General features: G+C 58.3%; 14 protein-coding genes. 10 read left to right on the forward strand and 4 right to left on the reverse strand.

From position 1 onward, the window contains the following. Positions 1–135 precede the first annotated feature (135 nt). Together V8Z78_RS16235 and V8Z78_RS16240 are read left to right on the forward strand one after the other, a co-directional pair. The gene (locus V8Z78_RS16235) at positions 136–1110 is read left to right on the forward strand and encodes a TerC family protein (protein WP_349731720.1); all 975 of its coding nucleotides are present in this window, start codon (positions 136–138) and stop codon (positions 1108–1110) included. Continuing rightward, the gene (locus V8Z78_RS16240) at positions 1107–1616 is read left to right on the forward strand and encodes a universal stress protein (RefSeq protein ID WP_349731721.1); all 510 of its coding nucleotides are present in this window, start codon (positions 1107–1109) and stop codon (positions 1614–1616) included. Before V8Z78_RS16235 ends, V8Z78_RS16240 begins: the two co-directional genes overlap by 4 nt. Positions 1617–2298: 682 nt before the next feature. Here the strand turns inward: V8Z78_RS16240 and V8Z78_RS16245 are convergent. Then, a complete protein-coding gene (locus V8Z78_RS16245; RefSeq protein ID WP_349731722.1) occupies positions 2299–2472 on the reverse strand; it encodes a hypothetical protein in 174 nt (57 codons plus the stop codon). 280 nt (positions 2473–2752) lie between these two features. On the opposite strand from V8Z78_RS16245, the gene V8Z78_RS16250 reads away from it, so the two are divergent. Further along, complete coding sequence (locus tag V8Z78_RS16250; protein WP_349731723.1) at positions 2753–3985, forward strand: DUF4382 domain-containing protein; 1233 nt, start codon at positions 2753–2755, stop codon at positions 3983–3985. A 343-nt stretch (positions 3986–4328) separates the two neighbouring features. On the opposite strand, the gene V8Z78_RS16255 is transcribed toward V8Z78_RS16250, so the two are convergent. Continuing rightward, the gene (locus tag V8Z78_RS16255; protein ID WP_349731724.1) at positions 4329–4571 is read right to left on the reverse strand and encodes a heavy-metal-associated domain-containing protein; all 243 of its coding nucleotides are present in this window, start codon (positions 4569–4571) and stop codon (positions 4329–4331) included. A 186-nt stretch (positions 4572–4757) separates the two neighbouring features. Continuing rightward, complete coding sequence (locus tag V8Z78_RS16260; RefSeq protein WP_039049792.1) at positions 4758–5219, reverse strand: cupin domain-containing protein; 462 nt, start codon at positions 5217–5219, stop codon at positions 4758–4760. A gap of 713 nt (positions 5220–5932) precedes the next feature. Between V8Z78_RS16260 and V8Z78_RS16265 the strand changes: the two genes are divergently transcribed. From V8Z78_RS16265 to V8Z78_RS16275, 3 genes are all read left to right on the forward strand, one after another. Further along, on the forward strand, positions 5933–6250 hold the full coding sequence (locus tag V8Z78_RS16265) for a winged helix-turn-helix domain-containing protein (protein WP_280040505.1): 318 nt from the start codon (positions 5933–5935) through the stop codon (positions 6248–6250). Positions 6251–6648: 398 nt separating this feature from the next. Beyond that, positions 6649–6933, forward strand: a complete 285-nt coding sequence (locus tag V8Z78_RS16270; protein ID WP_003071094.1) for a hypothetical protein — start codon at positions 6649–6651, stop codon at positions 6931–6933. A 197-nt stretch (positions 6934–7130) separates the two neighbouring features. Continuing rightward, entirely contained in the window at positions 7131–8048 is a 918-nt protein-coding gene (locus tag V8Z78_RS16275; RefSeq protein WP_349731725.1) for a nitroreductase family protein, read from the forward strand. A 502-nt stretch (positions 8049–8550) separates the two neighbouring features. Here the strand turns inward: V8Z78_RS16275 and V8Z78_RS16280 are convergent. Next, on the reverse strand, positions 8551–9144 hold the full coding sequence (locus V8Z78_RS16280; RefSeq protein ID WP_034363595.1) for an HD domain-containing protein: 594 nt from the start codon (positions 9142–9144) through the stop codon (positions 8551–8553). Between the two features lie 654 nt (positions 9145–9798). On the opposite strand from V8Z78_RS16280, the gene V8Z78_RS16285 reads away from it, so the two are divergent. From V8Z78_RS16285 to V8Z78_RS16300, 4 genes are all read left to right on the forward strand, one after another. Next, positions 9799–11187: a sensor domain-containing diguanylate cyclase gene (locus tag V8Z78_RS16285; protein ID WP_349731726.1), complete on the forward strand. Its 1389-nt coding sequence runs from the start codon at positions 9799–9801 to the stop codon at positions 11185–11187. Between the two features lie 46 nt (positions 11188–11233). Beyond that, the gene (locus V8Z78_RS16290) at positions 11234–12172 is read left to right on the forward strand and encodes an NUDIX hydrolase (protein ID WP_349731727.1); all 939 of its coding nucleotides are present in this window, start codon (positions 11234–11236) and stop codon (positions 12170–12172) included. A 150-nt stretch (positions 12173–12322) separates the two neighbouring features. Beyond that, a complete protein-coding gene (gene nadC / locus V8Z78_RS16295) occupies positions 12323–13192 on the forward strand; it encodes a carboxylating nicotinate-nucleotide diphosphorylase (RefSeq protein ID WP_034378190.1) in 870 nt (289 codons plus the stop codon). 142 nt (positions 13193–13334) lie between these two features. Beyond that, positions 13335–14339 carry a tripartite tricarboxylate transporter substrate binding protein gene (locus tag V8Z78_RS16300; RefSeq protein WP_057093485.1) on the forward strand — a complete coding sequence of 335 codons (1005 nt, stop codon included), beginning with the start codon at positions 13335–13337 and terminating at the stop codon, positions 14337–14339. The last annotated feature ends 58 nt before the right edge of the window (positions 14340–14397 follow it).

A 14397-nucleotide genomic window follows, 5' to 3' on the forward strand; every position in this document is an offset into this window, starting at 1 on the left:
GACGTTGAGAGCCGCTCGCACTGCCCTTGCTACACCGTTGCTTCGCCTTGTCTCTGCGGTTGGCCGGGGCATGTCAGCGGTCCATGGTGCAAGCAGTATCTCAAGGCAAAAGAAGCAAACGCTTGGGGCCATTTCATGCACAACATCGAAACTTTGGCAACCGGCCCGATGTGGATAGGCTTCATTGTCTTTGTGCTCATCATGCTGGGCCTGGATCTATTTGTCCTCGGAGGAAACAAGGCTCACCGCGTATCGGCCAAGGAGGCCGCAAGCTGGACTGCCACCTGGATGGCTCTTGCCATCACATTCGGCGCGTTGTTATGGTGGTATTTGGACGCTACCGCAGGTCGTGAAATTGCCAATCGCAAGGCACTTGAATTCTTTACCGGCTACCTCATCGAGCAGGCATTGTCGGTAGACAACATGTTCGTCTTCGTGATGATCTTTACCTACTTCGCTGTGCCGGCAGAGTTGCAGCGACGCGTGCTGCTGTATGGGGTTCTTGGAGCGATCGTGATGCGGGCAGCAATGATTCTCGGCGGAATCTGGCTCGTTTCCGAGTTTGAGTGGGTGCTCTACGTTTTTGGGCTGCTGCTCGTGGTCACGGGCGGCAAGATGTTGATCATGGCCGAGCAAAAGCCCGATCTGGAAAAGAATCCACTGCTACGCTGGTTGCGCTGCCACATGCGTATAGCGTCAGGCTTTCACGGCCAGTCGTTTTTCGTACGCATCGATGGATTGCTTTATGCAACACCAATGTTCTTGGTGCTTCTGATGATTGAAGCGAGTGACCTGGTCTTTGCCGTGGATAGTATTCCGGCCATCTTCGCTGTCACCACCGACCCATTTATCGTCTTCACATCCAATATCTTCGCGATACTGGGTTTGAGGGCGCTGTACTTCCTGCTGGCCGACATGGCCGAACGCTTTCACCTGCTCAAGTACGGCCTTGCTCTGGTACTGATCTATATCGGAGGCAAGATGCTGATGATGCCCTGGTTTCATATGCCCGTGCATTGGTCGCTACTCATTGTTGGCTCGATTGTCCTGATTTCCGTGCTGCTTAGCGTGAAGCTCTCAGGCCGAAAATCTTCAAGGAGTGTTCTATGAGCGATGCAGCGATGCCTGCGCCTGATCTCGAGCGGCGCGATAGCCTTGGCAGGCTGATTTCATTGACGTGGAAAGGCGAATGCAGTGGTGCAAACACCAGCGGCGAACGTTGGCTGGTGGCAGTGGACGGCTCTGCATGCTCTTCGCGTGCTGTTGCCGTTGGTGCGCGTTTGGTGGCAATGGGGCAAGGCAGCATGCTTGAGCTCGTGAATGTGCAACCCTGGTTGAGCAAAGAGGCGGCGGAGACAGAGTTGGGTCGATACGGCTGGGCAGCCACGGCCAGGGCGCGCCGAGCGCTCGCAGAATCAGCTACCCTTATCCCCTGGCATCTTCACGTCGTCATGGGTGATGATGCAATCGCGATCGTGGGTTTGGCTGAATCTCTTGGCTGCTTCGGTATTTGCATCGGCTCCCACGGGCTAACGGCAACAGAAGCCGTGCTGCTCGGGTCTGTGACTTGCAAAGTCTTGCGCTTGGCACGGATGCCGGTTTTGATCGTGCGTTGAGTCAATATCTACATGGAGTTGGCCGACGCAACAGACTGTCTGCATTCGCGCCGAGCTGACGCATTCAGCGGACCGGCGATGCTTGACTGGTGAGAGTGGATACCAAGCCGGCATCGGGAATCGAATTCTTGCGGAGTGGTTGCTGCAGTGAGTGCTTGGCCTGTGCAGTCTTTCCGTGGCCGGATCTGATGGGTTTGGGCGGAAAGACCAGTTCGGGTGCTCACGTTGACGTCTGAGTCGTCACTGCGCAAGCAACTGCATGGTGAGCAGCCTGCATCAAGGCGTCAAAGTCACTTGCTCAAGTAGATGGATTCATGTCTGCAGGTGCTGGCAGATTCGACTGTTCCATGCAATATATGGGCTGAACACAGCGAGGCTCAGTGCTAGCAGTTGCCTTTTTTGGCTTGCCCGGGTGGGCACCCATGAGGGTGAGGCTTTCTGTATCCGTCGTCGTAGTAGCCGTTCGGATACACGACACAGCCGCTGAGCAGCAAAGCTGTCGCGACCAGCGTTAGCACTTTCTTCATATGAATCCTTTGGATCTGCCGCATGTCACAGAGAGCTGCAGGGTGCCTTGAGAATGATCGGCGAGATCTCGGTGACGTCACTATTTCTTTTGCTCAGGGCCTGGAACTGGCGGTCGCGATTGATGCTGGCAACAGCGTCGTTCGGCCTCAAAGGGCTAGTCGTTCTGTCCCAAGACGATCAGGATTGCACCGCTGAGGAGCAGCAGGATTGCCAAAGCTATCCAGAGCTCAAAGTTCGCGATGCTGCCCTGGGCATCCAGGGCAAATCCTGCTGCACAAGAAAGTGCCGCACTGACCACCAGCAGTGTTCCCAATTTGCTGCGCAGCATGGCTTTTGTCTGTACTTCTCTATCAATGATTGCTCAATGGCGGCAATGCAGGCTTGGCATCCGAGCCTTCTTAGCTCCCATACCTGAATCACCTCGACCATGCCCTATTTTCGGCGATGACCGTGGCATATGGAGGCTGGTTTCAATGGCTTTGTTACCGAAGGTAGAGCATGATTGGATCCGCACATAGACCGGCTCGAATGCGGGGTCTACGAGTCGTAACACTGTATCCAAGGGCACTCCTAGCATTGAGCTGTCTTTGTTTTCAAAAAGGTAAGGTATGAGCAACTTGCATGGATTCCGGTCTGCCAAGGCCTTGTGCTGGACGGGTCTGGGTTTGATTGCTGCCGGCCTGGCAGCATGTGGCGGCGGTGGCGGTGGCGATAGCAACCCACAGCAAGGCACGCTCAAGCTGGCCATGACCGACGCTCCGGCATGTGGCTACGACCATGTCTATGTCACGGTCACTAAAATCCGCGTGCATCAGAGCGCTACTGCAGGTGCCACGGATGCCGGCTGGAGCGAGCTGGCGATTCCTGCCCAGCGCATTGACCTGCTCGGTTTGACTAATGGCGTGCTGCAGGAATTGGGTTCGCTACCGCTACCGGCTGGCAACTACCAGCAAGTCCGCTTGGTGCTGGCTGACAATCCTTCCAACCCGACATCCGCCAATCCGTTGGCCAATGCACTGGTGCTGTCGGGCTCGACCAACGAGATCGCGCTGACCACTCCCAGCGGCCAACAAAGCGGCTTCAAGCTGAAGGCCAACTTCAATGTCACCGGCGGCCAGGTCGCCGATATGGTTCTGGACTTCGATGCCTGCAAGTCCATTGTCAAGGCAGGTAACTCAGGCAACTACAACCTCAAACCCGTGGTGGCCGTCATCAAGCGGTTGACTACAGCAATTGTGGGCTATGTGGATCCTGCTCAGGCCTCCAGCATCGTGGTGTCCACGCGTGACACGGACAACAATTTGCGCGCCACCGTGCCCAATGCCACCACAGGCAAGTTCGTACTGGCATATCTTCCGGAGAACACCAACTACACCGTCGTCGTTGCAGGCCAGAACCTGACTACCGCCGCAGTGACTGGCGTTCCTGTCTCGATCGCTGCTGGTACCACCACGCTCAACGCATCGACAGCCCCCATTCCGCTGCCGACATCTGCTTCGGCGACTGTTGCGGGCAAGGTGGCAAACACATCCAATACGCCTTTGACAGATGCCGAGATCAATGCCCAACAGGTGCTGAGTGCAGGTCAGAGGCTTGATGTTGCATGGACTTTGGTTGACCCCGCCAATGCAAACTACAGCTTGACTCTTCCACTGGGGGCTCCCAATAAAGCGCCATACGTCGCAAGCGGGCCTTTGGTTTTCACTGCAGACACCGCTGCCGCTGGCAAGTACAACATCTTGGGTGGCGCTGCCGGCTACACCACTCAGACCACTGCGCCAGCCGTGACGCTGACAACCGTCAACAGTGTGACGACCAAGGATCTGGTTCTGGCACCTTGAGAAAAAACTGGGCAATGGGTCGGAATACTGCTCGTGGCATTCCGTATCCATGCCCAGATCATGCTGTCGCCTGCTTCCCAAAATGAAAGCCTGGCCTTTCAGGCCGCTTTCATTTCATCCATGGAGGATCACCGGGGTTGCAATCGCAGTATGAAGTGCCGGGAGTTCCGGCAAGTGACGAGCACGCTGGATGCACCAGCACTTCAGGAGGGTGAACCGATCGCTCTGGCGAGACCCCTGGCTCAATCGGTCTCCTCATTACCCGAGCCGTCGTCGAAGCCCATGAGGGTGCATCATCGCCACCGCAGCATGAACGCACAGGATGTGCTGCCCGGTATTTGCATCAAGCAGTATTTGGGCCTGCATTGCCTGCCAGGGCGGAGGTCGGTTCAATCAGCTCAGGCGTATACCCCGCATCCTGGATGGCTTCCGCAAACTCGGCGTCAGATGCGGTTCCCGAGATAAGCACGGTTCGCTCCTTAAGCTCAAACTCGATACAGGCCTTGTCATCCATGGCCACAATTGATCGTTTGATGCGCCCCGCGCAGCCACCGCATGTCATATCGGTCACACGAAAAGCAGTCATTACATGTTCCTTTCAAGGTTGTGAGTCAAGTCTCAACCCTGACATCATGAGAATGTCAAATGCCTTGTATCAACGGTGCTGACCGGGAACGATGCCATTTGCCATGGCTGTTGTTGATGTGCTTGGTCTGCACGAGGGAACACGCCAGCGGCCCCGCCGAGAGCACGCTGGGAGTGCAACCTGGGTTTACTTGTGCGCCTTCTGCGGATCATCTGCCGGATCGACGTAGTTCAGGTCGAATGGGCCTTCCCCGTGGATCTGGATCACTGTTGGAACCTTGAACATGGCGAAGTGATTGGTCTTAGCCGGAATCGAACCGAAGCTGCCTGCTTTTTGGACTTTGAGTGCCTTCGAGTCCCACTTGTCGCCCATTCCGATCATGACCGTGCCCGAGATGACGGTCACGTTCTCGGCTTGGCTGTGCCAATGCGGCAAGACGCGATAGCCGGCGGGCACGGACAGACGCACCACATAGGGGCCGGGTTGATTGGGATCACCGAGGAGTACCGCGAATTTGGCTCCTTTGGCGAGAACCGGAGGCGGTGCTCCCCACTCGACACCTTCGGTGCCGTGAATGGCCCAGGATGCCATAGGAATCACTGCCAGCGCGACGAGGCTGGCCGAGCGAGCGAACGAGAAATGAGACATCAGAGTCTCCTTGCGCGCGACCCATACACACCGCCGCTGACATCGCACGCGTCATCAGGGACGAGCCTCCTGAATTGGGCTGTGATGATCCGCCATGCGCACTTCACAGATGTTGACAGGAGGTATCAAAGCCTATTGCAGGCGGATTGGGTTTACAAGCCATGCCAATGCTAAAGCTAATGTCTGTGTGCGCAGCAGTCGATTGACAACAACGGCAGGTTTTGCGGTTGTCGCACATCGACACCATGCAGTCATGTGCAAGGAGACTGCTTTGCCGCGATTGCAACTGCTCATGGTCACATTGCGGCCTGTCGGTCATCTCGGCCATCGTTTCACAGCGCTCAGCCGAGCCACGACTCCGGGGGGCTGCGCAGTCACGAGCGGTCGCCGCATACAGCAAATGATTTGCGGCAAAGCACGCAGTCGGGGCTCACGCAAAAGAGCCGAGGGCCTATTGCCGCGCAATCGGCCTCGATGTTCAGCGGTTCTTGGCACTGAGACCATATGAACCGAGCCTGTTGACTACGCTGATGCTTCGGACTTGAGGCCTCAGCCATCGTCATAATTCGTGCTGTGCCCGAATAGTTCCGCCCAGGCGACGTGGTTACGCTGAGCCTTCAGTAACTTCACATCCTGCGCTTTCAAACCACATGTCCAATACACCTTCACGCTCTAATCTCGCTTCACCGCAAGTGAAGCTGCGCATGCGTGTTATGGCCGGTGACATCATTGCCATCGGCCCTGGGAAAATCGAACTCCTGGAGACCATTAACGAAACCAAATCCATTGCTGCGGCCGCCAAAGCCCTGGGCATGTCCTACCGCCGGGCCTGGTTGCTGGTCGATGGAATCAATCATGCGCTGAATAAGCCGGCGGTGATCACATCGACGGGAGGCTCTCATGGAGGTGGTACGGAGCTCACTGAAACGGGGCATCTGGTGATTGCTCTGTATAGGCGTATCGAGCAACATGCTCTTAGGGCATGTCAAGCAGATCTGGACAAGCTGGTCGCCTTGGTCCACAGCAGCTAGGCAGGCTGGCGGCACAAGCCCCTGCACGCTGCGGCATCCTGCCTGGCCCGCAGTGGCGTAGTGCAAAGAATCTCTCATGGCATTGAACTGCGTGCTGAGGCTCAAGTACGAATTTCATCGCTTAACGCTCATCGCTCATTGACTCCCCATCACCACGGGAGCAGGGCGCTGAGTGCGTCGCATCAATTCCGCTAGAAACGCTGGCCTGCTCCTCGCAAAGCATGAGCAAGCAGTGCTGCAGATCTTCGCCCACCATATTCAGCGTGTGGCTCATTTCTGCGTAATATATACTTGAATATAACGAAGGCAGGCTTCGTCTAGTTGGCGCGCAGTGGCTCCTCCTGCTTGCACCTGCCACGGCCTCCCGAACTCTTGTGCCTATGTGAATTGAGACCTATATGGGAAGCGAAAAGCTCAGCGTTGAAGAGCGGCTGCAAGTGCTGGAGATACTGTTGGAGGAGTCAATCTGGGGGCTCCATCTCGAGCGGCCAGAGCACCGCAAGGCTATCGCGTCTGCTCTGTATACCCGCCTTGAAGTGGCCAACCTGCACCAGGCGTACTCGCCAGGCGTGACTGCGGCTTTGTATGAACAGGCGGATGCCCTGTCCGAGCTGGACAACACGCCTGATCCGCTCAAACCCATGCTGCGTCCTTTGGTTCGATATTCAGGGGCTGCAGACTGAACGCTACATCTTCCCCTCAAAGATTTGCGCAAGCAGGCGCGCAGCTTTGCAAGGGAAGACATTGATTCACGAAGATGTGCGCTTTATGTGCAAAGACATGACGAACATGGCTTGCCCAGATCACCGTTCATAAGCTGGTTCGAATAACCAATGCCGTGTTCGTACTTCGCGACGATCATGTTTAGTAGAGGGCTTTAGTGAAGCAAGATCACATTTCCTACCTTCTGGCCCTCCATCGGGAGCAGGACTGGGCGGCAGCAGCAATTGCATGCCAAATCTCTCAAGCGCAGTTGAAGAAAGCTGTGGCAGAAGCCGAACGCGAGTACGGCTGTTCCCTTGTGAAAACCGGGACAGTCTTTCAAGGGTTCACGACTGAAGGCGAGAAGGTCGTTGTCTGGGCTCAAGGCTTGTCGGAGGCCATTTCCACCCTCAAGCATGTATTTGCGGTTTCGAACAGCAGAAAGGCAATTGCCCCTCTTCTGGATCGACGCTCCGTCTCACCGAAGCGACTTGAGGCACCTGGAGCGGATAGCCAGGAGATTGACCTGATGATCGAGGCGGCGTTGAGAGCACCAGATCATGGTGGTCTGCATCCTTGGCGTGTACTGGTGTTTCCCGCGGATTCTCGAGCGCGCCTGGCAGATTTATTCGAACAGGAGAAATTGCGCCGCGACCCTCTCGCCTCCAGTGAGGACCTCAGGCGTGCGCGTGAGCACGCTACACGCAGCCCGACTTTGCTCGCTTTCATCATTTCGCCCAAGCTGCGCATGCGGGTGCCGGAGCGTGAACAATGGCTGGCAGCCGGCTCAGCGCTGGGCAACCTGCTGAATGCCGCGCATCAACTCGGCTTTGGTGCCATCATGCTCAGCGGAGAGCGCTGCTTCGACGTTTTGCTTTGCTCTGAGCTGGGGGTCGAGTCCACCGAGTATCTGGCCGGATTCATCAGCCTCGGCAGCATCAGGGCAGCGCCGCCGCAGCGAAAGCCCGCCATGCTCGATTCTGTGAGAGCCTTCTGGCATTCCGGTGAACCGAGTGTTGAGACACCTGCGAAAAGCCAGGTCTGCCTTGATTCGGCGGCCAGCAATGCAATCTCCGAATCACAGGCTCCCCGCTAAGCTATGCGACATCTTCGCCAGACGCAGGCGGCATGCTTTCGGCAGGCAAGCTGCGAGTGCTGCGCTTGACTGGCCAAGTTTGCGCAAGGAGATGACCGGCATGCTTGAGCGGGTCACGGGCAGCGGTCGGCCCGAAGGCTAGCCTCAGGTCTTCACTTCGACTGAAGGCTCGAAGCCCCCAAAGATCATGCGTTTGCCAGGTAGGAGTGCTGCTTGATGTTTCGATTCGATGCTGCCGCTGCATATCTGTCCAGAGGCTGAGGTTTGCGGCCGCAAGCTTCTGGCCCAAAGCCGCGACTGTGCTCGACTGAGGCCGTATGAAAAATCGAAGAGTCAGGTTTTGGGGAGCAGTCGAACCATTCCAACTGCTGTGATTGTCGATTCCCGTACGCTGCTGCTCACCCGAGCACGATGCAGCAGCTCGATTGCGACGACCAAGGGCTGCTTTGCAACACTCACTCTCAGACAAGAAATGCCTTGCCGGCAGTCGCTTGACGGTGGCCTAGAGCGACTGGCCAGGATTGCGGGAGGCTTCGGCCATTCTCTGGCGTGTGCCTTCGTCGAGGATCCTGCGCATCAATGAAAACAGAGGTTCGGCGCTGGTGTGCTTCTGACCGTAGGTCAGATTGAATCCGTAGTCGAAGTCGGCCGGGTTGGCTCCCTGGTTGTGCTGAAGAATGGTCTCCAGCTTGTCCAGTGCCTTTACGGCTTTGGCTTCGGGCGATGCGGCATCCTCATACTCCTGCCAAAGCGAGAGGATCTCGGCTTGGTGCGACTTATCGAGAGAGCGTGTGAGATGCAGCAGGTCGGCCTTTTCCTGCTCGCTTTTGTCAGGGTGCTGGTCTTTTTCGATGGCAGGAATGTCTCCGTGAATCGCTTCGCCCAAATCATGCACAAGGCACATTTTCAGCAGCTTGAGCATGTCCATGCCGGCCAGCTCGTCCTCGAATGTCATCGCCATCAGGCACAGGCGCCAAGTATGTTCGGCGGTACTCTCCGTCCTGCCTGTCGACGTGTGTGCGCTTCGGAGCACGCTCTTGAGCTTTTCCGCTTCTTGCAGAAAGGCCAGACGGCCCTTGATCTTGTCGATATCCATGCCCGATTCTATAAAGACCCGTATGTTCTCGGTCGTCACATGTCGAAAACTCCCGCTGAAAAGCCTGGGAGGCCGGGAGATGATCATTCGCGCTAGAGCTGGATTTCGGCAGTCACGATGCGTGCCCCGGCCTATGCCGGAGCCACTGCCGGTCACCAGAACGGTCTTGCCCTTGAAGCCGGCAACCATGCTTTCTTTCCATTGATGATTGCTTCCAGGAATCATGGAAATGACTGTGGCACGCCACTGGAGTTGCAGCCTTCCCCCCGGTTTGCCGCTCGGTGGCTTCGGCAATGCAAAACCAGGTGTTAGGGGGCTGCCCTGTGTTCCCATTACGGTCGGCCAGAAGCTGGCAGCTGCCATCCATCCGATTGCATCCCGAGGCGGTGTTCAGTATTCGTGCCATGCAGGTATCGGATATGCGTGGTTTGAGCTATCGATGTCCCTGACCATGGGTAATGAGCGCGGGAAGGGAAGCGGGCAGCTCAGCCAACGGGAAAAGCCCGGAAATTTCCGGTTTATGGCCTAGTGGCTGCACAGCCGAGGGCAGCTTGGCGTGGGCAAGCTGAGATGCTGATGTTTTTGGTATACGCAAGTGACGCAAAGTAACGAATAATGAGCCTTCACGACTGCAAGCGCGCTCGAGGTTCAAACATGATTCGTGCCAATGCCATCGCAAAGCGAACGATCACCGGCCAGTTGCTGGAGATCGCCATGGCTCAGTCCTTTTGCGCAGTGATGATTACCGATGCCAGGTTGGATGGAGAGGGGGCTGTCATCGAGTACTGCAATGCAGCCATGTGCGAGATGACCGGATACACCGAAGCAGAGCTTCTGGGCCGCTCGCCGCGCATGTTGCAGGGGCCGCTGACGGATCAACTGGTGTTGCAGCGTTTGCATGAGTCTCTGGAGCAAGGCCTGCCATTTCAGGGCAGTGTGGTGAACTACCGCAAGGACGGCAGCACCTACCACGTGGAGTGGAATATTTCCCCCGTGCGTGATGAGAAGGGCGTCATTCGGCACTTTGTGGCGGTGCAGCGCGATATTTCGGAGCGTGTGCAGGCCGAGCAGGAGCGCGCGCTGCTCGCCAGGGCATTGAATGCGACCAATGACGGCATCTTGATCACGGATCGCGACTCCACCATCGTCTTTGTCAACCAGGCTTTTGAAGCTCTCACGGGCTATAGCGCGGCGGAACTGCTGGGCCAGCCCACCGAGATGCTGCGCTCGGGCCTGCATGAGCCGGAGTTCTATGCCCAGTTGCAGGAAGCATTGAGTCTTGGCCACAATTTTCGCGCCACCTTCATCAACCGTCACAAAAGCGGCGGCGTGTACTACGCCGAGCAAAGCATTGCAGCTCTGCGCGACGAGTCAGGGCAGATCAGCCACTATGTAGGGGCATCCAAGGACATCAGCCGCATGGTGCAGCGAGAGATGGAGTTGCGCGAGCGCGCAAACCGCGACAAGCTGACGGGCTTGCTCAACCGCCATGCAGGCGAGACCGAACTCAAGCGCAACCAGCTCCAGGCTCAGAATCAGCTGCGGCCTTATGGCGTGATATTGGGCGATATCGATCTTTTCAAGCAGGTCAACGACCGCTTTGGCCATGTCGCCGGAGATCGCGTGCTCAAGATGGTGGCACATGTGCTTTCCGGCAAGGTTCGTCGCTATGACCATGCCGTGCGCTGGGGCGGGGAGGAGTTCCTGATCGTCCTCTCGGATGCCAGCCTCGGTGTGGCCGCAGGACTGGCAGAGCGCATTCGCTGTGCCGTGGCGGAATGCGCAGATCCCGAGGTGGGGCGTTTCACCATTTCTTTAGGGGTTGGGCTCTGGGAGCCAGGCGAAACCGAGGACGATCTGCTCAAGCGCGCAGATGCGGCGCTCTACAGGGCCAAGCATAGGGGGCGCAATCAGGTGGCCATCGCCACGGGGTCGATGAACATGCCTTTGGTGCAAGCGCCCGAGTTGCTGGCGCAGGGCGATTCCTTGACCTTTTCGGGGAAGAGTCTGGATAAGCCGTGGACAGGGGCTGCCTCACCGTAGAATTTGCTATTCCTCCCTGTCCTCGTCTTCATAGCTTTTGAGTGGTTTGAACAATTCCGAACTGCATTCCGTGCAGGCCGATCTGGTGGCAGTGCTGGTTGCCGTCACGGGTGGCCAGCCCCGTATCCTGACCACCGGGTCCGGGCGAGCCTTGCCTGCCGGGCCTTTTACCAGCAACCACCGCTCGCTGCAGGCCAGCTTGCGTGCCTGGGTGGAGAAACAGACCCACCATCCTCTGGGCTTTGTGGAGCAGCTCTACACCTTCGCAGACCGGGAGCGCTCGCAGCAGCTGGGCATGCATGTCATCTCCATCAGCTATCTGGCGCTGACTCAGGAACTGGATGAGGTCGGTGCCGCACAGCCGGGCTGGCAGGACTGGTACCGCTACTTTCCCTGGGAGGACTGGCGCGACGGGATGCCCGGCGTGATTGCCGAGCGCATTGCGCCAGCGCTGCATGCCTGGAGCGAAGCTGCTTCAGATAGTGTAGCTAGAAGCGCACGCTGGCAAAGAGCTTCAATGACTTTTGGCCTTGATGAGCACGAATGGAACGAGGAGCTGGTTCTGCAGCGCTACGAGCTGCTGTTTGAGGCAGGTGTGGTGCCCGAAGCCGGGGGCGAGGGCGATGAAGCACGCGCGGCCGAATTGCTGCCCGGTGCCGCCATGAGTAATGATCACCGCCGCATTCTGGCTACCGGCATGGCCCGTTTGCGCGCCAAGATCAAATACCGGCCCGTGGTGTTTGAGCTGATGCCCGAGGAATTCTCGCTGCTGCAGTTGCAACAGACGGTGGAGGCATTGGCGGGGCGCGGCTTGCACAAGCAGAACTTCCGGCGCCTGATCGAGCAGCAGGCGCTGGTTGAGGAAACAGGCCAGATGACGGCCGTAGGTGCGGGCCGCCCGGCCAAGCTGTTCCGCTTCCGACGCAATGTAATGCTGGAGCGCGCCATTGCTGGCAACAAGCTGCCGCTGGCAAGAAGTCATTAGCCCCTGAACCACTCTTGGGATGGAGGACTGTTTTAACTGCGGAAGCGGCTTGACTTAAATAATGCTCAGACTTAGCATAAGTCCGTTTGCGTAAGGCCTGAAAGCGATCTGGAAGTCTTTGCGTTTTTTATTGAACTAAAAATACTCAAAATGAGCATTAATAAAATTGCAGCCTTGCCCGTCCCATCCCTGCCCGATGTAATGCTGGAGCCGCTGGTACGCATGGCCTTGCTGGAAGATCTGGGACGCGCCGCAGACTTGACCACCGACACCATTGTTCCTGCCGATGCGATGGGCGAGTTGCGTCTGGTGGCCAGGCAGGATGGCATCTTGGCCGGACTTGATCTGGCTCGTCTGGCCTTTGTGCTGATGGATGCTCGCATGGAGTTTGACGTCCGCTGCGCAGACGGCACGCTGCTGCAGCCAGGCATGGAGATCGCCCGCATTCGTGGCAAAAGCCGAGCCATTCTCACGGCCGAGCGTACGGCGCTCAACTACCTTTGCCATCTCAGCGGCGTGGCCAGCGCCACGCATTCGATTGCAGAGGCCATCAAGCCCTTCGGCACCCGAGTGACCTGTACGCGCAAGACCATGCCGGGCCTGCGAGCCTTGCAGAAGTACGCCGTGCGTGTCGGTGGCGGCAGCAACCACCGTTTTGGCCTGGACGACGCCGTACTCATCAAGGACAACCACATTGCGCTGGCCGGCGATGTCGCCACGGCTGTGGGGCGTGCTCGTGCCGGCGTGGGACATATGGTCAAGATCGAGCTGGAAGTGGATACGCTGGCCCAGCTGGATGTGGCGCTGCAACTGGGCGTGGATGTAGTGCTGCTGGACAATATGGGTCTGGATGATTTGCGCACTGCGGTCGGCATGTGCAAGGGCCGGGCCATCACCGAAGCCTCGGGGCGTATTACCCCCGAAACCGCAGCTGCCGTGGCTGCCACGGGCGTGGACCAGATTGCCGTGGGCTGGCTCACGCACAGCGCGCGCGTGCTCGATATAGGCTTGGACGCTTGAAATGAGATACCCCCCTGAGCCGCTGCGCGGCTTCCCCCTGGAAGGGGGACGGCGCCATTGCTGCGGGGCGGCCCTTGCTTGGAACCCCTGGCCCGGGTTGCGCCAGTTTTGTGGACGCTGGAAATCAATAGGAAAAGCGCTTATGCCCATCACACAGCAGTTTGTTAGGGCGCGCGGAGCCTGGATTCTGGCGGCCGCAACGCTGGTCAGTGCGGCTGCCGGGCTATGGCTGGCACGCACGGGTGCGGCTGCCGTGCGCCTTGAAAAGCCCATCACCATCGTTGTGACCTTTCCGCCAGGCGGTGGCACGGACCTGCTGGCGCGTCGCCTGGGCGCGGCCATGCAGCAGCGTTTGGGCCAGTCCGTAGTAGTGGAGAACCGGCCCGGCGCCAGCGGCAATATCGGAGCGAGCGCAGTGGCCGAGGCAGCCCCCGACGGCGCTACGCTGCTCATGGCCAACAGCTCGTTTGCCATCAATCCCGGCGTCTACCGGCATCTGGACTTCGACCCACGCCGGGACTTCAAGGCTGTGTTCAACGTCGGCAGCATCGCTTCGGTGCTGGTGGTTCCCAGCCAAAGCAGCGTGCGCAATCTGCACGATGCGCTGGCCGGAGCGAGCGTTGGCCAGCCTTTGCCATTTGCCTCCTGCGGCAACGGAACGCCCCAGCATATGGCGGGTGAGATGCTGGCTCAGGCCGCCCATGCAAGCCTCCAGCATGTGCCTTACAAGGGTTGCGGCCCGGCCATCACTGCAGTAGCCGCAACACAGCTACCTGTGGCCGTGGTCACGGTCAGCAGCGCCGCGCCCCTGATAGCTGCAGGCCGCGTGCGGGCCATCGCTGTCACGGCGCCGGCCCGCGTCGCATCCTTGCCCGATGTCCCCACGATGGCCGAGCAGGGCCTGGCTGGTTTTGCCGTAGAGCAGTGGCATGGCTTGCTGGCGCCGGCTGCCACGCCGGAGCCTGTGATCGCCCGTCTGCACCAGATGCTGACGCAAATACTGGCCGAGCCAGAGATGCAGCAGGCGCTGCGCGAGCAGGGCTATACCCCGGCCGGGGAGTCTACCGCCCAGTTCGGCAAGCTCATCGCAGCCGATATCGAGCGCTATGCGGCCGTGACCGCGCAGCTCGGGCTCACGGTTGATTGAGCGCAAGTCAGCGGTTGACTCCGGATGTCCATGTTCGTGACGGGCCACCTGCAAAGGT

The organism is Comamonas sp. wu1-DMT (assembly GCF_040187805.1).
Classification (GTDB): Bacteria; Pseudomonadota; Gammaproteobacteria; order Burkholderiales; family Burkholderiaceae_C; genus Comamonas; species Comamonas thiooxydans.